The sequence below is a fragment of the Paenibacillus sp. FSL H8-0079 genome (genome assembly GCF_037991315.1).
In the GTDB taxonomy this organism is placed as follows: Bacteria; Bacillota; Bacilli; order Paenibacillales; family Paenibacillaceae; genus Paenibacillus.
Genome location: NZ_CP150300.1, coordinates 1,933,902 through 1,954,026 on the forward strand (window position 1 = coordinate 1,933,902; position 20,125 = coordinate 1,954,026).

The following is a 20,125-nucleotide window of genomic DNA, read 5'->3' on the forward strand; positions in this document are numbered from 1 at the left end:
TTCTAATTAGTACATTCCGTATGGGGGATCGGCTACGGCCGTACACATACCACGGATACATTTATATTTATTTGGGAGGTTCTTTAATATGGCAAGAGTAAAAGGCGGTTTTGTAGTACGTCGTCGTCATAAAAAGGTTTTGAAACTGGCAAGAGGTTATTTCGGTTCCAAACACCGTATTTTTAAAACAGCTAACGAGCAAGTAATGAAATCCTTGGTATACGCATACCGTGACCGTCGCAACACGAAACGTAACTTCCGCAGACTGTGGATCGTTCGTATCAATGCTGCAGCACGTATGAATGGTTTGTCTTACAACAAACTGATCCATGGTTTGAAACTTGCTGGAGTAGACATGAACCGCAAAATGTTGGCTGATCTGGCCGTTAACGACATCAATGCGTTCAACTCTTTGGCTACTGTAGCTAAAGGCAAAATCAACGCTTAAATTGTATGATACAAGCCGCCGTACCTATATGGCGGCTTTTTTTACGGCTTGGAAGAAATCCGAAGATGAATCTCTGAATGAGTAGAGCGAATAGGCTATAGTCTGCAAGGGAACAATGAAACCAGATAACTGGTGAATAACAGACCATGGTAATACATAAAATACGAACGGTGAAATAATACAAACGAAAACAGGTAAATTCCATACATCACTAAAGTTTGCGGTATGTTTTTGTTATATAACATCACATCGCTGTAACGTTAGTGTGTTAAATCGCTAAATTATTAAGCGTTTTCAATAAAAAAAGAACAAAAATATGTGATATTTGGTGATGAAACATCTGGATTTTAACACTGGTTGATTGTATAATCACCTCTAGTAGGCTAGTCCTAATTTTTCTCTCCATGTCATAATGTTCGGTTTTTCGACAGATGATTGGATGCTTCAAGGGTGAGAATGCGCTTTTAATGTCGAAGAAACCATACATTCTGCATAAAAGTCATTCCTGCTATCTGTTAACCGTTCAATTGTAGGCTGGATTGGAATGAGGATATATCATTAAGGGGGAAAAAGAGAAAATGAAAAAGATGCTCAGCTTGTCTTTGGTAATGTTGCTGGCGGTATCGGTTATGCTCGCAGGTTGCGGTAGCAAACCGAAAGAAGAAACAAATGCCGGAGGAGATACAGGTGGCACATCCACTGAAGCGAAATCCGATCTCAACATCGGTATGGTTACTGACGTAGGTGGAGTTAATGACAAATCCTTTAACCAATCCGCTTGGGAAGCTCTACAAGCGACTGAAACAGAAACAGGTACTGCAGTTAAATATCTGCAAAGTAAATCCGATGAAGAGTACATTCCTAACCTGAACGAATTCGTTAAAGGTGGATATGATCTGACTTGGGGTATTGGTTTCCAATTGGCTGATGCAATCAAGACTGTTGCGGAGCAAAATCCTGATTCCAAACTTGCGATCATTGACAGTGTAGTTGATGTTCCTAACGTTAAATCCGTAACATTTGCTGAAGAAGAAGGTTCTTACCTGGTTGGTGTTGTAGCTGGTCTGACAACGAAATCCAACAAAATTGGTTTTGTTGGCGGTATGGAAAGCCCACTGATCAAGAAGTTTGAAGTAGGATTCAGAGAAGGCGTTAAAGCAGTTAACCCTGATGCTCAATTCATTTCTAACTATACAGGTGCATTTGATAAACCTGACTTGGGTAAAGCAGCAGCAGCAACACTTTACAATGAAGGCGTAGATATTATCTTCCACGCTTCTGGCGCAACAGGTAACGGTGTGTTTAACGAAGCAAGTGCTCGTAAGAAACAAGGTCAAGATGTATGGGTTATCGGTGTTGACAAAGACCAATCTCTTGAGTTTGGTGATGAGATCACTTTGACTTCCATGATCAAAAAAGTTGACGAAGCTGTTAAGCGTGTTAACCAAGAAGTAATCGACGGTACATTTGCTGGCGGTTCCGAAAACCTGACGTTGAAAGAAAACGGCGTAGGTATTGCTGATACTTCTACTGCGAACGTATCTGCTGATACACTTGCAAAAGTAGAAGAGTACAAAGAAAAAATCATCAGCGGCGAAATCAAAGTACCTACTGAGTAATTTGATCTTCGTGGCATAAAGAATAATCATTGGGGCCGGTCTTGACCGGCCTTATGATTGCAAGAACAGGAACATATGATCAAGTCATCATAACAATTGTACAAGGTCACTGTATATCAACGCTCCGGTAGGAGCTTTTCTTTCGTTTGCGGAACCACACTATATCAGTTATAAGGGTGATTACATGGGTGCAGCAACCCCCGTCGTTGAGTTAAAACAAATTACGAAGCGTTTCCCAGGCATTGTTGCCAACGACGCCATCAGCCTTCAGCTTCGTAAAGGCGAGATCCATGCGCTACTGGGCGAAAATGGCGCTGGTAAGTCAACGTTGATGAATATTGTATTTGGTCTCTATCAGCCAGATGAAGGTTCCATTGAAGTGAATGGCAAGCCTGTCATCATCGACAGCCCTAACCGAGCGATCGATCTTGGCATCGGCATGGTGCATCAGCACTTTAAGCTTGTACAGCCGTTCACGGTAACAGAGAACATTATTTTGGGATCTGAACCAACGAAGGGTCTCAATATTAACTATAAAAAAGCAGCTGCTGAAGTTCAGCGTCTGTCCGAACAGTATGGACTCAAGGTAAATCCTCATGCCAAAATTCATGATATCTCTGTCGGAATGCAGCAGCGTGTAGAGATTGTTAAAACGTTGTATCGCGGTGCAGACATTCTGATTTTTGATGAGCCTACCGCCGTATTGACTCCTCAAGAGATCAAAGAATTGATGACCATCATGAAGAAGCTGGTCGCTGAAGGAAAGTCGATTATTTTGATCACGCACAAACTGAAAGAGATCATGGAAATCTCCGATACGGTAACGATTATCCGTCGGGGTAAAGTGATTGATTCGGTCAAAACATCGGAAACCAATCCGAATGAATTGGCAGAGAAAATGGTAGGTCGGAATGTCACATTCAAAGTGGACAAAAAACCAGCTACACCTGGAGCCAATGTGCTCGAAGTCAGCAAACTAACTGCCAAGAATAAAGAAGGTATTTCGGTTCTGAACCAACTTAACCTGAACGTACGTGCAGGAGAGATTGTCGGAATCGCGGGCGTGGATGGTAACGGTCAAAGTGAACTGATTGAAGCCCTTACCGGACTTCGTAAAGTAGAGAGCGGTTCGATTCTGTTGGAGGGCAAGGAGCTGTCCAATCATTCTCCGCGCCATATTTCGGAGTCGGGTGTAGCCCACATTCCAGAAGATCGACATAAACACGGACTTGTACTTGATTTTTCAGTGAGTGAAAATATCGTTCTGGAATCGTACTATAAGGCACCATACACCCGTAAAGGGTTCCTTAACTTCGATGCGATCAAAAAGCAGGCGAAGCGGCTTGTGGAGGCATTTGACGTGCGTACACCAAGCATCGAGACCAAAGCTCGTTCCTTGTCCGGAGGAAACCAGCAGAAGGCCATTATCGCCCGTGAGGTGGATAAAAACCCTGAACTGCTTATTGCTGCCCAACCAACGCGTGGTTTGGACGTAGGGGCTATTGAGTTCGTGCAAAAGCAACTGATTGCACAACGCGATCAAGGCAAGGCTGTTCTGCTGATTTCATTTGAGCTTGATGAGATTATCAATGTATCTGACCGAATTGCTGTTATCTATGAAGGCCAGATCGTTGGCGAGGTGCTGCCGGAAGAAACCAATGACAGGGAGCTCGGCTTGATGATGGCGGGCAGCACCCAAAAGAGAGGTACTGCGCATGAATAACGTATTGAAATGGTTTACCCGAGATTCATTTATTTTGCCTGTAGTCGCCATTGTTATGGGTCTGATTCTCGGTGGGATTGTCATGCTGATCGGTGGTTACAATCCGATTGAAGCCTATGGCGCATTGTTCACCAAGGTATTTGGAGACATGTACAACTTTGGTGAAGCGGTACGTGAAATGACACCACTGATCATGACTGGACTTGCATTTGCATTTGCATCACGTGCAGGGCTGTTCAACATCGGGGGAGAAGGTCAATTTCTCGTCGGTATGACAGCTGCAACATTTGTTGGTGTTAAGTTTGCAGGTTTGCCGATCTACCTCCATGCGCCACTGGCTTTGATTGCCGGTGCATTGTTTGGTGGTCTTTGGGCCGCGATTGCTGGTTATCTGAAAGCAGCACGTGGGGTCAATGAAGTTATCAGTAGTATCATGTTGAACTGGATTGGTCTGTATTTGGCCAACCTTATCGTTCGCCAATTCTTGCTGTTAAAAGGTGAGAATCGTTCCGTGAATATCAGCGAATCGGCTTCGATTAGTTTGACATGGCTCTCTGAACTGATGGGCAACTCCCGTGTGCACATGGGAACGCTGATTGCCATTGTGATGGCTGTGCTCTTTTATATCTATATGTGGAAAACAAAACAAGGTTATGAAATCCGCGCGGTAGGTTACAACCCTAATGCGGCTGAATATGCAGGTATGCATGTTAACCGGAATATCGTAAAAGCGATGTTCATCAGTGGTATGCTTGCCGGTCTTGGTGGTGCATTCCAGGTGCTCGGGGTGTTCCAGTACCAGACTGTAATGTCAGGTTCACCGGGAACAGGTTTTGACGGAATTGCGGTTGCCCTGATTGGTTTGAATCATCCGTTTGGGGTGTTATTGGGAGCAGTGCTGTTCGGTACCCTCACGTACGGATCTGCAGGTATGAGTTTTGCTGCGGATGTTCCGCCTGAGATTATTCGGATTGTGATCGGTTCGATTATCTTCTTTATTGCGGCACAAGGCATCGTGCGCTGGATACTTAAACCGTTCTATTCGAAGCGTAAGAAAGAGAAGGTGTTGTAGATGGACTTGTTGACAATTGGGCAAATTATCAATACGACGCTTGTCTTTGCTACGGCATTGATTTTTGCATCACTCGGCGGAATTTTTTCGGAAAAATCAGGTGTAACCAACCTTGGACTTGAAGGTTTTATGGTCTTTGGTGCCTTTGCAGCTGGAATCGGGGCGCATTATGCCCAAGAAGCGGGCATGGGTGGAACGACATCGGCCTGGATGGGGGTTTTGCTCGCGATTGTATTGGGCGTACTGGTATCGCTGATTCATGCCGTTGCGTCTATCACATTTAAGGCAGACCAGATTATCAGTGGTATCGTCATTAACTTTTTGGCAGCAGGAAGTACGTTGTATTTGGTTAAACTGTTGTTTGAAGGTTCTGGTGATTCACCGTTGGTTCAAGGCTTCAGCAAGTTTGATGTGCCATTCTTGAAAGAGATTCCTTTGCTTGGAGAAGCCTTCTTCAAGAACGTATATCCAACGACATATCTGGCTATTCTGTTCGTATTCCTAACGTATTACATCATGTTCAAAACGCCATTTGGTCTGCGCCTTCGTTCTGTAGGTGAACATCCAAGTGCGGCTGATACGGTTGGTGTTAAAGTGCTTCGTTATCGCTATATTGGCGTTATGATCAGTGGTGCGCTTGCGGCCATTGGTGGAGCTGCAATTACGTTGACGACTACGGGTACATTCTCACACAATACGGTTTCCGGCCAAGGTTATATTGCCATTGCAGCTATGATCTTTGGTAAGTGGAATCCGATTGGTGCCTTTGGTGCGGCTGTCTTCTTTGGATTCTCACAAGCGATCCGAAACTATGTACAGTTGTTTGAATGGTCACAAAGTATTCCCCAGGAAATTATTTTTATGTTGCCTTACCTGCTTACCATCATCGTTCTCGTTGCAGCGGTTGGACGTTCTTCGGCTCCGTCTGCACTAGGTGAAGCATATGATCCGGGTAAAAGGTAACAACCTTTTCCATATCAGTTTAGCTATTCAGAGTTTTGATAAAGGGTCCGCCTTGTGCGGGCCTTTTTTTGTTTTCTTGAACGCCCATCGACTTTTACATGCTTAACTTGGTTCTCGTGCAGATACCCATATTTTCAGGTAGGGACAAAGAAACAGGCGAATTCAGTGATGGACGAATACACTGTTTTGAACGATCCGAGGAGGAGGGGAAAGTATGAAACAACAAGTTACGCGTGATGAAGCGATGAAATTAATAGGCAAAAATATTGTTGCAATCAAAAAAGACGGCACTCGGGTTACGGGAAAGCTGTTGAAAGTATCGGGCAACAAACTGGTACTCAAGCGTTTGAATGGCAAAAAAGTACGTACAAAAGCGATTCTGCCACTGGTATTGTTTGATCTGCTTGCTATTGTCACACTGCCTTATGCTTATGGAGGTGGTCCCGGCTTCGGTCCCGGATATGGACCTGGACCAAAACCAGGCCCTGGATATGGTCCAGGCTACGGACCGGGATATGGACCTGGAGGACCTGGTGGCGGATATGGACCTGGTCCTGGATTCGGCCCTTATGGTCCAGGTCCACGCCCCCCAGGATTTTTCTAGGACATTCTATAATGTTTTTTCCAATTCGTAGCAACGGCTTATCATGATGTATCGAATCGCATGATATCCATTTTTTTGATAAAACTGAAGTCCTTTGGTATTGCCTTCATCCACCATGACTTTCGATCTTTTACAACCCCGCGATGCCGCAAAGCTCTCTGCTTTGAGTAACAAAGTTTGCCCGTAACGTTTGCGTTGTTCTTTCGGACTAACAGCCATCATATCGACATAGAGAAGTTCCCCATGCATGAGAAAATGGATGAATGCCACAGCAGCTTTGTCTGGCTCCGGCGAGACAACAAAGGTCATGCCCCTGTTCATTCGCAGGGGTATTTCTTTGCGGATTTTATTAATTTCCTTTTCGCTCATATGGGATAAAGGAACAAGTTGAGTGTCAATCAGCTTCATGATGGCGCCATCATCCAGCTTGGATGTGCGTTGCCGAATCACCATGCGGAGCCTCCTTTCAGGACCAGTCGTGCTGCTCGTATATCCTATGCCCGAAGCAAGATAAAAGGTGACTGAATGAAGCGCTGGGATTAGGGCAACCTTAAAGGCTGAAGAGGGAGGATGGAAGGTGCTCTGAATTTTTATGCAAAACAGGTATTGACTTATCGGTTAGAGGAATCATATAATGTTCCTAACATTTAACGAGAATATTTCATCGGCTATGAAGAGGACGAAGTTTTAAGGGCTCTTTTGCTCAGAGAGTGGCTGGAATTGCTGAAACCACCACCATTATCCCTTATATACGAGCTCACCTCGGAGCTGTTTTCCTGAAAAGCACTGGATGTCACTCCTTTCGCGTATTAGGGAAAATCGTATGTCTGCGTTACAGACAACAGGTATGGGAAACGACTATGTTCGTTTGAGCTATTCGTTTTGTTGTACCTGGTAAGGTCCGTTATTGCGAAATTTCGGACAAAGTTGGGTGGTACCACGGAAGCGATAACCTTTCGTCCCTCGCAAGCATGAACTTGTTTGCAGGGGATGGAAGGTTTTTTTTGTAACTTTAAATGTCAGAATGGTGTAAATTCCGAGAGGAGGATGACTAATGGGAGCTCAAATTCCAGAAGTACGATCGACAGATGAATTACGTGAAAAATGGATGAAGCCGGAGGTCATTAGCGGTTCCGAGATTTTGCTGAGAAGCTTGTTGCTTGAAGGTGTGGATTGCGTATTTGGTTACCCGGGTGGCGCAGTGTTGTACATTTACGATGCAATGTATGGTTTCGAGGACTTCAAACACGTCTTAACCCGTCACGAACAAGGTGCAATTCATGCAGCTGACGGATATGCACGTGCAAGCGGCAAAGTCGGTGTTTGTATCGCTACCTCCGGGCCGGGAGCAACCAATCTGGTTACTGGAATAGCCACGGCATATATGGATTCCGTGCCGCTGGTTGTCATTACGGGAAATGTCAATTCCAGCCTGATCGGCTCGGATGCTTTCCAGGAAGCGGATATTACCGGGATTACAATGCCGATCACCAAACACAGCTATCTGGTAAAAGATGTTAAAGATTTGTCGAGTATCATTCATGAGGCATTCCATATTGCCAACACCGGCCGTAAAGGTCCTGTACTGATCGACATTCCGAAAGATGTCTCAGCCAACAAAACCTTGTTTGAACCGAGTACTGAACCTGTTACATTAAGAGGGTACAATCCACGGACAGTACCAAACAAACTGCAGGTTGACCGTTTGGCTCAGGCCATTCAGGAAGCAGAACGTCCAATGATTCTGGCCGGTGGCGGTGTGGTATACTCGGGAGGACATGAAGAACTGTTCGAATTTGTTGAGAAGACAGGCATTCCAATTACGACAACCCTTCTGGGTCTTGGTGCATTCCCAAGTGGGCATGAACTATGGACAGGGATGCCGGGAATGCACGGAACATACACATCTAACCTGGCCATCCAACAGTCGGATCTGCTGATTAACATCGGGGCACGATTCGATGATCGGGTAACAGGTAAGCTGGAGGGATTCGCTCCACATGCCAAAATCGTTCATATCGATATTGATCCGGCTGAGATTGGTAAAAATATTGCAACCGATATTCCAATCGTTGGTGATGTGAAGACGGTACTTGAAATAGCCAACAAAGAAGTTGGGCGTGCAGAGCGTGCAGATGCATGGAGAGACCAGATCAAGCAGTGGAAACAAGAGAAGCCATACAGCTATAAGGATTCAGACGAAGTGCTGAAACCGCAGTGGGTTGTTGAAATGTTGAATGATACAACCAAAGGTGAAGCGATTGTGACTACGGATGTGGGACAACATCAGATGTGGGCAGCACAATATTACAAGTTTAATCAACCACGTTCATGGGTAACTTCGGGTGGTCTCGGAACGATGGGCTTTGGATTCCCTTCTGCCATTGGTGCTCAGATGGCCAATCCGGACAGACTCGTTATCTCCATTAACGGTGATGGTGGAATGCAGATGTGTTCCCAAGAACTCGCAATCTGTGCCATTAACAATATACCGGTAAAAATTGTGATCATTAACAATCAGGTACTCGGAATGGTTCGCCAATGGCAGGAACTCATCTATGAGAATCGTTACAGCCACATTGATCTGGCAGGAAGTCCGGATTTTGTAAAACTGGCTGAAGCATATGGCGTGAAAGGATTGCGTGCAACGAATAAAGAAGAAGCGGCGCGTGCTTGGCAGGAAGCTCTGGATACACCAGGACCAGTCGTTGTCGAATTCGTAGTACGCAAGGATGAAAATGTGTATCCAATGGTTCCGCAGGGAGCAACAATTGATCAAATGTTGATGGGGGATGCTGAGGAATGATTAGACATACGATTTCAATATTGGTAAACGATCAGCCAGGCGTCCTTCAGCGTGTATCAGGGTTGTTCGGTCGACGCGGATTTAACATTGAGAGTATTACAGTAGGTCAATCGGAAGAACCCGGACTCTCCCGGATGGTTATTGTCACCATTGGTGACGATAAAACACTGGAGCAGATTGAGAAACAACTGTACAAAATCATCGATGTCATTAAAGTGGTTGATTTCAGCCTGAAACCGATGGTAGCTCGTGAACTTGCATTGATTAAGGTAAAAGCTGAGCCTTCCGAACGTCCAGAAATTCTGGGTGTGGTGGAAACATTCCGCGCATCCGTTGTAGATGTTGGTCCAGGCAGCCTGATTGTCCAGGTAGTCGGAGATACGGATAAAATTGATGCGATGATTGAATTGCTCAAGCCATACGGCATTCGCGAATTATCTCGTACAGGCATAACTGCATTGGTACGCGGCAACGTATAAGGTTATAATGAATAAAAAGGGGCGACGGTTAGCTAACATATATAGTTGATCTTATGTGAGAGTGTCTGTCCCTTAACAGGTATAAGGTAACATTTTAGTGATGTAACGCTTGAAAATATAGCTACATTCCCGCATTAATGGGCGGGTGTCTGAACGGATCGGATCGGATCAGACCAGAGACGCTTTCGACACACCAAGCGAGCCGGTCCATTGAGACACCCGCTCATTAATGAAGGGTTCTTTACAATACAAAGGAGGACTTATAAACATGCCAGTAACTACTTATTATGAACAGGATGCAGAGCTTAACGTATTGAAAGGAAAAACGATCGCGGTAATCGGTTATGGTAGCCAGGGCCACGCCCAAGCCCAAAACCTTCGTGATAGCGGATTGAACGTAGTCATCGGACTTCGTGAAGGTAAATCCTTTGACACTGCAAAAAATGACGGATTTGAAGTTCTGTCCCCGGCTGAAGCAACAAGCCGCGCAGATGTAGTTCAAATCTTGCTGCCTGACGAAACGCAAGCTTCTGTATACAAAAACGAAATCGAACCAAACCTCAAAGAAGGCGCAGCATTGCTCTTCTCACACGGTTTCAACGTGCATTTCGGTCAAATCGTTGCTCCAAAAAACAGTGATGTATTGCTGGTAGCTCCTAAGTCCCCTGGTCACATGGTACGTCGTACTTATGTGGAAGGTTTTGGTGTACCGGGCCTGATCGCGATCGAGCAAGATGCAACGGGTAAAGCTAAAGAAATCGGTTTGGCTTATGCTAAAGGTATCGGTTGTACACGCGCAGGGGTTATCGAAACTTCCTTCCGTGAAGAAACAGAAACAGATTTGTTCGGTGAGCAAGCGGTTCTGTGTGGTGGCGTGAGTGCGTTGGTAAAAGCTGGATTCGAAACATTGACAGAAGCGGGTTACGCTCCTGAAATGGCATACTTCGAATGTCTGCACGAACTGAAGCTGATCGTTGACATGATGTATGAAGGCGGACTTTCAAGCATGCGTGATTCCATCAGTAACACAGCTGAGTACGGTGACTATGTAACTGGACCTCGCGTGGTAACTGAAGATACGAAGAAAGCAATGAAAGAAGTGCTGACGGATATCCAACAAGGTAAATTCGCACGTGACTTCATTCTGGAAAACCAATCCGGACGTGCATTCTTGACAGCTACTCGTCGTAACGAAGCTGAACACCCAATCGAAGTGGTTGGCGGACAATTGCGTGAGATGATGCACTGGATCAAGAAGTAAGCATTAACTTTTAAAACATGCACTTTAAGGTATTCAAGTAAAATTAGAGCTTTAACTGGGAATAGCGGCCGTGCTTATGCGTGAGCCGCTATTGCTGGTTCAGAGAAACAATATAATACAAGTACAGGAGGTGCGAAGCGTGCGTAAAATCTATGTATTTGACACAACGCTGCGTGATGGAGAGCAATCCCCGGGAGTCAATCTGAACACTCGTGAAAAGGTGGAAATTGCCCATCAGCTCGAGCGGCTTGGCATTGACCGGATGGAAGCTGGTTTCCCGGCGGCATCTCCAGGTGACCTGGCAGCTGTCAATGCAGTCGCAAATGCGGTCAAAAATGTGACCGTAATTGGCTTGTCCCGTTCCAGAGAGCAAGATATTGATGCGGTTAAGGAAGCACTTAAAGGTGCACAGGATCCGTGCATTCACGTTTTCCTGGCAACTTCACCTATTCACCGCCAACATAAATTGCGTATGGACAAAACGCAAGTACTGGATACAGCTCGTTCTGCAATTCGTTATGCGAAGAAAACATTCTCGAAGATCGAATTCTCGCTTGAGGATGCAGGTCGTACCGAGTATGATTTCCTCGTGGAAATGGTGAATATGGCTGTTGAAGAGGGTGCGGCCGTGGTGAATATTCCGGACACAGTAGGCTACCTGAGCCCATATGAATACGGAAACATTTTCAAACATCTCAAGGAGAATGTGTACGGTATTGAAAAGGTACAGCTGAGTGCCCACTGTCATAATGACTTGGGTATGGCGACAGCCAACACACTTGCAGCCATTCTCAACGGAGCCGATCAGATCGAAGGTACGATCAATGGCATTGGTGAACGTGCAGGGAACACGGCGATCGAAGAGATTGCTATGGCGCTGGAGACACGTCAGGAATTTTTCCAGGCAAAAACATCGCTGCAGTTGTCTGAGATTGCACGGACCAGTCGTCTGGTTAGCCGTTTGACAGGTATGGTTGTACCTGGAAACAAAGCCATTGTTGGAGCAAACGCCTTCGCACATGAATCAGGCATTCACCAAGACGGTATGCTGAAGGAAAAAACCACGTACGAGATCATGACTCCAGAGTCCATCGGTTTGAAAGAAAGCAAGCTCGTACTGGGTAAACATTCCGGTCGTCATGCGTTCCGTGAGCGGTTGATTGATCTGGGATATGAGCTGGAAGAAGAAGCGTTGAATCGGGCTTTCGCCCAGTTCAAAGATCTGGCTGATAAGAAGAAAGAAGTGACTGACGAAGATCTGCTCGCAGTAATTGAAGAGAAATTGCAGGATGCACCTGAGGTGTATAAGCTGGAATCGATTTTCGTTACGTACGGAGATGAATCGGTACCAACGGCCAAAGTTCGCATTGCGACGCTTGACGGGGATACGGTTGAGAAGCAAGCAGAGGGTAATGGATCGGTAGATGCAATCTACAATGCGATTGATCAGGTGAGTGGGGAAGAGGTAACGTTGTCTGACTATTCCATCAAATCGGTAACGCACGGTAAGGATGCATTGGGTGAAGTACATGTTGTGCTGACTCAAAATCAGGTTTCGGTACAAGGACGTGGCGTGAGCACGGATATACTGGGTGCAAGTGCACGTGCCTATGTGGACGGTCTGAACCAATTGATTGAGAAACGCAAAACATATACGAACCGTGTAAACGTGAACCTGTAAGTTCTGGTGCAGCAAGCACGAATCCTTCATTGAACTGAATTTCAAGCTGGAACGCATGTAAACTGCCAGGATGATCTGTCTTAATCTTAACGGATATAGAAGATCGTTCGGCCTGCTTTGCTCTGTTCAGTGAGGTACGTAAAGAGTCTGACTCTCTTATGGAGGGTCAGACTCTTTTGCTTTTATTTATATGATTATGGCAGTGGAACACAGTGCATGTTATACGGCTATCTATTGCTTCAGCTTACGCTATCAAGCTGTTACCACGCGTAAGCATTAGGTGCATGTCCACCTGGACCCGGGAAAATCTCATCCAGACGTTTGAGCACGGCTTCATCCAAAGTCACATCCAGACATTTGAGTGCAGTTTCAAACTGCTCCAGTGTACGCGGTCCGATAATCGGGGCAGTCACTGCCGGATTGGCTGCAACCCAGGCCAAGGCTACCGTATCCTGTGGTTCACCGAGATCACGACAGAGTGCTGCGAAGTCTTCAAGCTGAGTTTGCTGCTGCTCGATCCGTCCAGCGATACCTCCACTGCGTGTTCCTTCCAGTTTTTGAAGCGCATTACGTCCCAATAATCCACCATCCAGTGGACTCCATGGGATGACGCCGAGACCCAGTTCTTTGGCGGCGGGCAATACTTCCAGTTCAGGTAAACGACAGTTGAGGCTATATTTATGTTGTTCGGAAACCAGGCCGAGGAAATGGCGATTCTTGGCTTCACTTTGAGCGATTGCAATCTGCCATGCAGCAAAGTTACTAGACCCTACATAACCGATTTTTCCCTGATGAACGGCATTCTCGAACGAACCCCACAGCTCGTCCCACGATATGGCAGGGTCCACATGGTGCATCTGGTACAGTTCGATATGATCCGTCTGCAAGCGGCGGAGGGAACCCTCCAGATGACGTCTGATTTTATAGGCGGATAGTCCGGCTTCGTTGTTGGGTCCGTCTGTATCATCATGCATGGAGCCATAGACTTTGGTGGCCAGCACTACTTTTTCACGTCTGCCACCGCCCTGATTGAACCAGCGTCCGATAATTTCTTCGGTAAGTCCGGAATTCTCACCCCAACCGTAGATGTTAGCGGTATCAAAAAAGTTCACGCCTGCATCGAGTGCTGCGTCCATAATGCGGAAAGCTTCTTTCTCATCTGTAGCAGGCCCGAAATTCATGGTACCAAGACAGATTCGGCTGACCTTAAGGCCTGATTTACCCAAATACGAATATTGCATGTTAACTATCCCTCCTGCGTACTGATTTGAATTCAGCTATATTTTACCCTACCGGGAGGGTCGGGAACAACTTGTGAAAGCTAATCTCTATTAGCTTATAGGTAAAATCTATTAAAGTCATAGATTGTATATCTTGGTCAAATGACCTTGGAATATGATACAAAAGAGAGAGTTAATATGAGACGTTACTTTAAGAATAATTAATGAATGAAATATAAGGAGTGGACAACCCATGGCAGACGTGAAAAAAATTGCAGTTATTGCAGGTGACGGAATCGGTCCTGAAGTCGTAGCTGAGGCTGAGAAAGTTCTTAAACGTACAGAGGAAGTATTCGGTTATCGTTTTGAGACAGAGCATGCTTTGTTTGGTGGAATCGCGATTGATGAGAAGGGTACACCTCTTCCAGAAGAAACACTGACGGTATGTAAAAGTGCAGATGCGGTCCTGCTTGGAGCGGTTGGCGGTCCGAAATGGGATAACAACAGCAAGGAACTTCGTCCGGAAACAGGCTTGCTGGGTATTCGTAAAGCGCTCGGATTGTTCTCCAACTTGCGTCCGGCTGTCGTATTTGATTGCCTGAAGGATGCTTCAACTCTGAAGCCTGAAGTACTGGAAGGTACGGATCTGATGGTGGTACGTGAGTTGACTGGTGGGATCTACTTCGGTGAGAAGTTCAGACGTGAAAGTGCACAGGGCGAAGAGGCAGTAGATACTTGTGCATATAATGTAACGGAAGTGGAGCGGATCGTTCGTCAGGCATTCGAAATTGCGCAAGGACGTCGCAAAAAGCTGGCTTCGGTAGACAAAGCCAACGTATTGGAAACTTCCCGTCTCTGGCGCGAAGTCGTGAACCGGGTAGCACCGGATTATCCGGATGTTGAACTGGAGCATGTACTTGTGGACAACTGCGCGATGCAATTGTTGCGTCGTCCAGCCAGCTTCGATGTTATCGTTACTGAAAATATGTTCGGAGATATCCTGAGTGATGAAGCAGCGATGCTGACGGGTTCCATCGGCATGCTAGCATCTGCATCACTGGGAGAGGGTAGCTTTGGACTCTATGAGCCGGTACACGGTTCTGCACCGGATATCTCAGGTCAAGGCCTTGCTAACCCGATTGCAACCATTCTCTCTTTGGCGCTGATGTTCCGCACAACCTTTGGTTATGCAGAAGGCGCGGATGCTATCGAAGCAGCTGTATCTGATGTACTGAACGCGGGACACCGCACGAGTGATATTGCTGTAGACAAGAGCACAGCGATCAGTACAACTGAAATGGGCGATTTGATCGTCGCGGCTATTCAGAAACAGGCGTAATTATATTTCCAACAACATGGCAGCCCTTTGTTTCCAATTATGGAATGTACAGAGGGCTGTTCCTTTATAATTTTGGCACGAAAAATCCTTATTTATAATGATTATAAAAAAATAATGTTTATAATCTTGACTTTGGGAAGTCCGGATGATAACATTTTACTTGTACTTGTTATCGAGGTTCAAACATTTTAATTACAGGAAAAGCGTACGCGTTTTTCTTGATGATGAGCAATCCGCAAGGATGCTTACATAATCCCAAAGGAGGAATTTTTAGTTATGGCAGAACGTTTGGTAGGTAGACCAGCACCGGATTTCGCAATGGAAACAGTATCGGGAGACGGACAAGACTTTGGTTCCGTTAAACTGTCCGATTATCGTGGCAAATGGCTCGTATTCTTCTTTTATCCTTTGGACTTCACATTTGTGTGCCCAACTGAAATTACAGCTTTGAGCGTTGCTTCCGAGCAATTCAAAGCTTTGGATACTGAAATCCTTGGCGTGAGCGTAGACTCCGTGCACAGCCACAAAGCATGGATCAATACACCTGTAGACAGCAATGGTCTCGGTCAATTGAACTTCCCATTGGCTTCCGACATCACGAAGCAAGTGGCTAAAGATTACGGCGTTCTGATCGAAGAAGAAGGCGTAGCATTGCGCGGTCTGTTCATCATCGATCCAGAAGGCGAACTGAAATATCAAGTGGTTAACCACAACGATGTAGGCCGTAGTGTTGAAGAAACACTTCGCGTACTGCAAGCACTGCAATCCGGCGGATTGTGTGCAATGAACTGGAAACCAGGCGACACTAACCTGTAAGCCAGGTTAACTTGAACGGTTTTTGTTCAAGGGGCTGTCTCAAAAGCCCTTGAAAAAAGTATAGGCAAAAAGAAATACCACGCATACGTTCAAAAAAGGACAAAGCAGAGGTTTATTCTGCTTTGTCCTTTTTGCGTTTTTCTGTCAATGTGGCTTTTTTGAGTAGATTGTGGGCAAGGCAAAGCCACCCAACCTCCAGGCTCACTTTTTGCAAGCCGCGAAGCAGGAATCTTCGGAATCCCCGGTTATTTTTAATTTGTCCAAACACACTCTCAGGCTCCGTCATGCGCCGAACTGAAAGGGTATATCCTTCCTCACTACGTAACCGTTCCCGCATCTCGTTTTTTTGACGCATATAGGTAAGACTGACGGTAATCTCCCGATTGCCTTTCGCTGTTGTGCATTTGGTTTTCAGGGGACATTCGCTACAGTCTGCACTTCGATAATGGCGGGTTCGAATCGCGTAGCCACTCTCCGTGACCGCCTGACTTTCATACCGGAATGGTAACGTTTGCCCTGCCGCACAGGTCCATGTATCTTCGGTTTCGTTGTAGCTCCAGTGGTCCACTTTGCCCAGCGCTTGCTTCCATGCCCTCGTTTTCTCTTTATGGTATGTTCCGTATTTGACGATGCCGTGGATGTTTTTTTCTTCCAAATAGCTGTAATTTTCTTCGCTTCCATACCCGGCATCGGCAATGACGGTTTTCACTCTTTTACCAAGCTGCTCTTCCAGATGATCCAGGTGCGGTTTCAGACATTTGGTGTCCGTGGGCCGCTGGTGTACACTGTAGCCCAATACAAACTGGTTTTCCGTTCCGATTTGTACATTGTATCCAGGCTTTAGTTGACCATTTCGCATGTGGTCTTCTTTCATTCGCATGAACGTCGCATCTGGATCGGTTTTGCTGTAACTGCCCCGCTCACCAGCAGTTTGGATCTGATGCTCATACTTTTGCAACCGGGGCAGGAAGTCTTTGCACAACTGTCGCACCGCTTTTTTTAATGTTTTGCTCTTCGGTTTTTCGCTTAGCTTTTCCTCCAATTGCTTGACGGCTTGTTCCAGTTTTTCCGCAGTGAGAGCCGAGACTTCGCCAAGTTCAGGCAGGTCGGTTCCGGTGTGGAGGGTATCTTCTTCGTTTTCCGCTTCTTCGATGGCTTGAAACAAGGTATGTACTTTTTCTTGCAGCTTGGCCTGGTGCTTGACGACGGCTTTTTTCCACACAAAGGTGTAGCGATTCGCATTCGCTTCAAGCTTGGTTCCGTCCAAAAAATAGTGATCCAAGGACACGTATTGCTCCTGAACCAACAGCTCCAGCACATGGGTAAACACAGTTTCCAAGACCTCTTTCATCCGCTCGGAACGAAAGCGATTAATGGTCCGGAAATCCGGTTGTTGCCGCCCGGCTATCCACATGAACATGATATTTTCGCGAACCGCCTTGGCAATTTGCCGGGAAGAATAGATGCGCTGGGTGTAGGCGTAGATGATGATTTTGGTGAGCATTTTGGGATGATAGCTATGGCGACCCCCGCCAGGATACGCCGAGTTAAAAATGGAATCGCTGAGGCGATTGATTGCGTTATTCACAACACGAACGAGGTGATTTTTGGGGATATCTGTCTCCAAATCCATTGGCAAGAAAAGTTGATCCATGGTATATTGAATGTACAAAGAAACCGTCTCCTTTCAAATGGTGGGTCGCACTTCCATTTTACCAAGGAACGGTTTCTTTTTGTTTTACAATTTTGAAAACAGAGCTGTCTCTAGCCATTTTATGACTTATGGGACAGCCCCTTTTTGCACCCTTTTGCCGGAAGTTATCACGAAGTTAATCAAAAGTGTTTGAACAAGCAGCTAAACGTGTTAATGATGTATTAAGAGAAAGTCTTCTTTTTATCTGTTGAAAGAGGAATTGATGGCCTTCAAGGCGAATAGGGTATGGAAACCCGGTAAATATTCCGGTGCTCTGCATTTATAATCTGTACATGAATGTGATACACTGATGGAACTATTCCTTTTCGGAAGTGCTGGAAGTGTACGGGATTGCATTTTAATAAAAAGTCCCGGCACGTAATAAGGAGGGTGAACAAAAATGAGTTACTGTTGTGGGGCAAGTATGGTTGGAACGAAGGGCACGCTGAAGCATTACCGCACCCAGGTTCATAATGTTCCCCTGCTGTTTTGCCCGGTGTGTCATCGGGTTGAGGTGCATTATAAAGTGGAAAATGAATATGAAATTCTTGCTGAATATGCGCATGGAGACGGTGCGTCCGAGATCGATTTTCAAGATTATGTAACAGAAGATGAGGATGCGATTTTCGAAAACTGTGTAAACCGTGAGAGTGAGGATGCTATGGTCATTGTGCAGCGCCAGATTGATATGGCTCTGGATCTGCTCAGGCTCGCGAAAGAAACAAAAGACGAGAAGTGGGAAAGCGAACTTAAACGTCGATTAGCTGTGATGAGTCAGCGCAGACTGAAAATTCAGCATAATAAGACCGGACTATAGGTGATCTCGGATATTTCATAACGTAAAGATAATAGAAACGAAGCTGATTTGCCCGTTGGGTGAAATGGCTTCGTTTTTGTGCATTGATCTGGAACTAATTCGAGGTTTTTTTTAAAATAATTTCCATTCGACACTTTCTCCGATTGACTCTCTTCTATAAACTTGTCTATGATAAAAACAGACTTGCAAAAGAGGCGGAGCAAAAAATGTTCGTGTTTGGGAATAGGAGAATGTCAGAATGGAACAAACGTATATGATTTTCCGGATCGACTGTTGGTTACCGGGAATAGACCAGCTTGAGTTCCGGACATGCCATCCATATTTTCGGCTCAGCCCCCCAACGAAAGGGCACCGGTAATGAAAAATAAAATCGGCCCTTCCTGTTTCTGTGATGATATGATGTCCGAATGGCAAGTTTATCATTTACGTGAAAAGGAGGAACCTGACATGATTAGTGAATTTCAGGATACAGTGCCTCAACCAACGGATGGATTCCCGCCCGTACATCTGGATAACAACAAGTATGAGAATGTACTGGAACATCTGGATAGCGGTATTATGTTGTTTGACAGTCACGGTGTATTGACGTTTATTAACGTTCAGATGGCAAAGTTGTTGGAACTTCCCAGAAGTCTGTTGAGCGGCTGCACCCTGATGCAAATGCTGCATCATCCCCAGATGAGCCGATTCAAGAAAAAGAAAATTTTACGTATTTATCGGGAAACCATCTTCCACCGTAAGCGCTATCATGAGTTGATTGATGAGTACGGAAGGCATTGGCTGGTTACTGTGACGTACGGGGATCAGATGGACGGAGACTTCTTGTTCAGTGTCAAGGATGTATCTGATTATAAACAGATTGAACAGACCGCTTATCAAAATGACAAACTTGCGATGCTGGGGCGCATTTCAGCATCTATTGCTCATGAAATTCGTAATCCGTTAACCGCAATCCGTGGGTTCATCCAGTTGCTTCGGCCCCATCTGCTGCAGCTTGGCAAAGACGAGTACGCTCGCATCATACTGACAGAGATTGATCGGGCGAACGACATCATCTACGAATTCTTGAATTCTTCCAAACCGTCAGCGCCACAGAAGACTGTGATGTCTGTCGACTCTTTGCTTAAAGAGGTGGTCTTGCTGACAGAGAGCGAAGGATTGATGAAGGGGTGCGAGATCACGTTGGATGAAGGGAATGCCCCGCTGAATGTGTCCATCGATGTCAAACAGATTAAGCAGGTTATTTTGAATATGGTGAAAAATGCAATGGATGCTATTGAGGAAGTCGGCGAAGAACATACCGGTCTGATTCGGATATCTACCGCTACGGAAAATAAATTCGTGCAGATCTCCATCGCCGATAACGGTCAGGGGATGGACCATAACACACTTGTGCGTCTGTTTGATCCATTCTTCACGACCAAGGAGAGTGGAACGGGGCTGGGACTCTCGGTGAGTTACCGGATCATCAAGAACCACGGAGGTACCATCTCGGTAGATAGCAAAAAAGGCGAAGGTACGCGGTTTATGATTATGTTACCTTTGGTATATTGAGAAGAGCGGGACGTAGAGGAGTCGGCAATT

17 protein-coding genes are annotated in these 20,125 nt (G+C 45.7%); 14 read left to right on the top strand and 3 right to left on the bottom strand.

Annotated features, from left to right (window positions below):
* Positions 1-88 precede the first annotated feature (88 nt).
* The 6 genes from rplT (at position 89) to MHI06_RS08860 (ending at position 6,429) form a co-directional block, all read left to right on the top strand.
* Positions 89-448, top strand: coding sequence for a 50S ribosomal protein L20 (gene rplT / locus MHI06_RS08835; RefSeq protein WP_017689664.1), 360 nt, complete (start codon positions 89-91; stop codon positions 446-448).
* A 578-nt stretch (positions 449-1,026) separates the two neighbouring features.
* Complete coding sequence (locus tag MHI06_RS08840) at positions 1,027-2,067, top strand: BMP family ABC transporter substrate-binding protein (protein ID WP_340401234.1); 1,041 nt, start codon at positions 1,027-1,029, stop codon at positions 2,065-2,067.
* 184 nt (positions 2,068-2,251) lie between these two features.
* Positions 2,252-3,790 carry an ABC transporter ATP-binding protein gene (locus MHI06_RS08845; protein WP_169478868.1) on the top strand — a complete coding sequence of 513 codons (1,539 nt, stop codon included), beginning with the start codon at positions 2,252-2,254 and terminating at the stop codon, positions 3,788-3,790.
* Positions 3,783-4,862, top strand: a complete 1,080-nt coding sequence (locus tag MHI06_RS08850; RefSeq protein ID WP_340401235.1) for an ABC transporter permease — start codon at positions 3,783-3,785, stop codon at positions 4,860-4,862. The genes MHI06_RS08845 and MHI06_RS08850 overlap by 8 nt, the downstream gene beginning before the upstream one ends.
* Positions 4,863-5,825 carry an ABC transporter permease gene (locus MHI06_RS08855; protein WP_340401236.1) on the top strand — a complete coding sequence of 321 codons (963 nt, stop codon included), beginning with the start codon at positions 4,863-4,865 and terminating at the stop codon, positions 5,823-5,825. It abuts the gene before it with no gap.
* Between the two features lie 214 nt (positions 5,826-6,039).
* Positions 6,040-6,429: a hypothetical protein gene (locus MHI06_RS08860; protein WP_340401237.1), complete on the top strand. Its 390-nt coding sequence runs from the start codon at positions 6,040-6,042 to the stop codon at positions 6,427-6,429.
* A gap of 6 nt (positions 6,430-6,435) precedes the next feature.
* Here the strand turns inward: MHI06_RS08860 and MHI06_RS08865 are convergent, their stop codons facing one another.
* Positions 6,436-6,882 carry a GNAT family N-acetyltransferase gene (locus MHI06_RS08865; RefSeq protein ID WP_340401238.1) on the bottom strand — a complete coding sequence of 149 codons (447 nt, stop codon included), beginning with the start codon at positions 6,880-6,882 and terminating at the stop codon, positions 6,436-6,438.
* Between the two features lie 601 nt (positions 6,883-7,483).
* On the opposite strand from MHI06_RS08865, the gene ilvB reads away from it, so the two are divergent.
* From ilvB to MHI06_RS08885, 4 genes are all read left to right on the top strand, one after another.
* Positions 7,484-9,235, top strand: coding sequence for a biosynthetic-type acetolactate synthase large subunit (gene ilvB, locus MHI06_RS08870; RefSeq protein WP_340401239.1), 1,752 nt, complete (start codon positions 7,484-7,486; stop codon positions 9,233-9,235).
* A complete protein-coding gene (gene ilvN / locus MHI06_RS08875; RefSeq protein WP_024628317.1) occupies positions 9,232-9,714 on the top strand; it encodes an acetolactate synthase small subunit in 483 nt (160 codons plus the stop codon). The genes ilvB and ilvN overlap by 4 nt, the downstream gene beginning before the upstream one ends.
* A 268-nt stretch (positions 9,715-9,982) precedes the next feature.
* The gene (gene ilvC / locus MHI06_RS08880; protein ID WP_036669754.1) at positions 9,983-10,975 is read left to right on the top strand and encodes a ketol-acid reductoisomerase; all 993 of its coding nucleotides are present in this window, start codon (positions 9,983-9,985) and stop codon (positions 10,973-10,975) included.
* 139 nt (positions 10,976-11,114) lie between these two features.
* A complete protein-coding gene (locus tag MHI06_RS08885; RefSeq protein WP_340401240.1) occupies positions 11,115-12,656 on the top strand; it encodes a 2-isopropylmalate synthase in 1,542 nt (513 codons plus the stop codon).
* A gap of 260 nt (positions 12,657-12,916) precedes the next feature.
* On the opposite strand, the gene MHI06_RS08890 is transcribed toward MHI06_RS08885, so the two are convergent.
* Positions 12,917-13,897: an aldo/keto reductase gene (locus MHI06_RS08890; protein WP_036669756.1), complete on the bottom strand. Its 981-nt coding sequence runs from the start codon at positions 13,895-13,897 to the stop codon at positions 12,917-12,919.
* Between the two features lie 232 nt (positions 13,898-14,129).
* On the opposite strand from MHI06_RS08890, the gene leuB reads away from it, so the two are divergent.
* Entirely contained in the window at positions 14,130-15,215 is a 1,086-nt protein-coding gene (gene leuB / locus MHI06_RS08895; RefSeq protein ID WP_340401241.1) for a 3-isopropylmalate dehydrogenase, read from the top strand.
* A 276-nt stretch (positions 15,216-15,491) separates the two neighbouring features.
* Positions 15,492-16,031 (top strand): peroxiredoxin, encoded by a 540-nt coding sequence (locus MHI06_RS08900; protein WP_036610146.1) that lies wholly within the window; start codon positions 15,492-15,494, stop codon positions 16,029-16,031.
* Positions 16,032-16,143: 112 nt separating this feature from the next.
* On the opposite strand, the gene MHI06_RS08905 is transcribed toward MHI06_RS08900, so the two are convergent.
* Complete coding sequence (locus MHI06_RS08905) at positions 16,144-17,703, bottom strand: IS1182 family transposase (protein ID WP_340398831.1); 1,560 nt, start codon at positions 17,701-17,703, stop codon at positions 16,144-16,146.
* A 421-nt stretch (positions 17,704-18,124) separates the two neighbouring features.
* Between MHI06_RS08905 and MHI06_RS08910 the strand changes: the two genes are divergently transcribed.
* Together MHI06_RS08910 and MHI06_RS08915 are read left to right on the top strand one after the other, a co-directional pair.
* The gene (locus MHI06_RS08910) at positions 18,125-18,541 is read left to right on the top strand and encodes a hypothetical protein (protein WP_017689649.1); all 417 of its coding nucleotides are present in this window, start codon (positions 18,125-18,127) and stop codon (positions 18,539-18,541) included.
* Between the two features lie 447 nt (positions 18,542-18,988).
* Positions 18,989-20,095, top strand: a complete 1,107-nt coding sequence (locus MHI06_RS08915) for a PAS domain-containing sensor histidine kinase (RefSeq protein ID WP_169478854.1) — start codon at positions 18,989-18,991, stop codon at positions 20,093-20,095.
* Positions 20,096-20,125: the final 30 nt, after the last annotated feature.

Bases quoted from the DNA above. Each gene is read 5' to 3' on its own strand.
- leuB (WP_340401241.1), top strand. From the start codon at position 14,130: ATGGCAGACGTGAAAAAAATTGCAGTTATTGCAGGTGACGGAATCGGT.
- MHI06_RS08845 (WP_169478868.1), top strand. From the start codon at position 2,252: ATGGGTGCAGCAACCCCCGTCGTTGAGTTAAAACAAATTACGAAGCGT.
- MHI06_RS08865 (WP_340401238.1), bottom strand. From the start codon at position 6,882: ATGGTGATTCGGCAACGCACATCCAAGCTGGATGATGGCGCCATCATG.
- MHI06_RS08910 (WP_017689649.1), top strand. From the start codon at position 18,125: ATGAGTTACTGTTGTGGGGCAAGTATGGTTGGAACGAAGGGCACGCTG.
- rplT (WP_017689664.1), top strand. From the start codon at position 89: ATGGCAAGAGTAAAAGGCGGTTTTGTAGTACGTCGTCGTCATAAAAAG.
- MHI06_RS08890 (WP_036669756.1), bottom strand. From the start codon at position 13,897: ATGCAATATTCGTATTTGGGTAAATCAGGCCTTAAGGTCAGCCGAATC.
- MHI06_RS08840 (WP_340401234.1), top strand. From the start codon at position 1,027: ATGAAAAAGATGCTCAGCTTGTCTTTGGTAATGTTGCTGGCGGTATCG.
- ilvN (WP_024628317.1), top strand. From the start codon at position 9,232: ATGATTAGACATACGATTTCAATATTGGTAAACGATCAGCCAGGCGTC.
- ilvB (WP_340401239.1), top strand. From the start codon at position 7,484: ATGGGAGCTCAAATTCCAGAAGTACGATCGACAGATGAATTACGTGAA.
- MHI06_RS08860 (WP_340401237.1), top strand. From the start codon at position 6,040: ATGAAACAACAAGTTACGCGTGATGAAGCGATGAAATTAATAGGCAAA.
- MHI06_RS08900 (WP_036610146.1), top strand. From the start codon at position 15,492: ATGGCAGAACGTTTGGTAGGTAGACCAGCACCGGATTTCGCAATGGAA.
- MHI06_RS08850 (WP_340401235.1), top strand. From the start codon at position 3,783: ATGAATAACGTATTGAAATGGTTTACCCGAGATTCATTTATTTTGCCT.
- MHI06_RS08915 (WP_169478854.1), top strand. From the start codon at position 18,989: ATGATTAGTGAATTTCAGGATACAGTGCCTCAACCAACGGATGGATTC.
- ilvC (WP_036669754.1), top strand. From the start codon at position 9,983: ATGCCAGTAACTACTTATTATGAACAGGATGCAGAGCTTAACGTATTG.
- MHI06_RS08855 (WP_340401236.1), top strand. From the start codon at position 4,863: ATGGACTTGTTGACAATTGGGCAAATTATCAATACGACGCTTGTCTTT.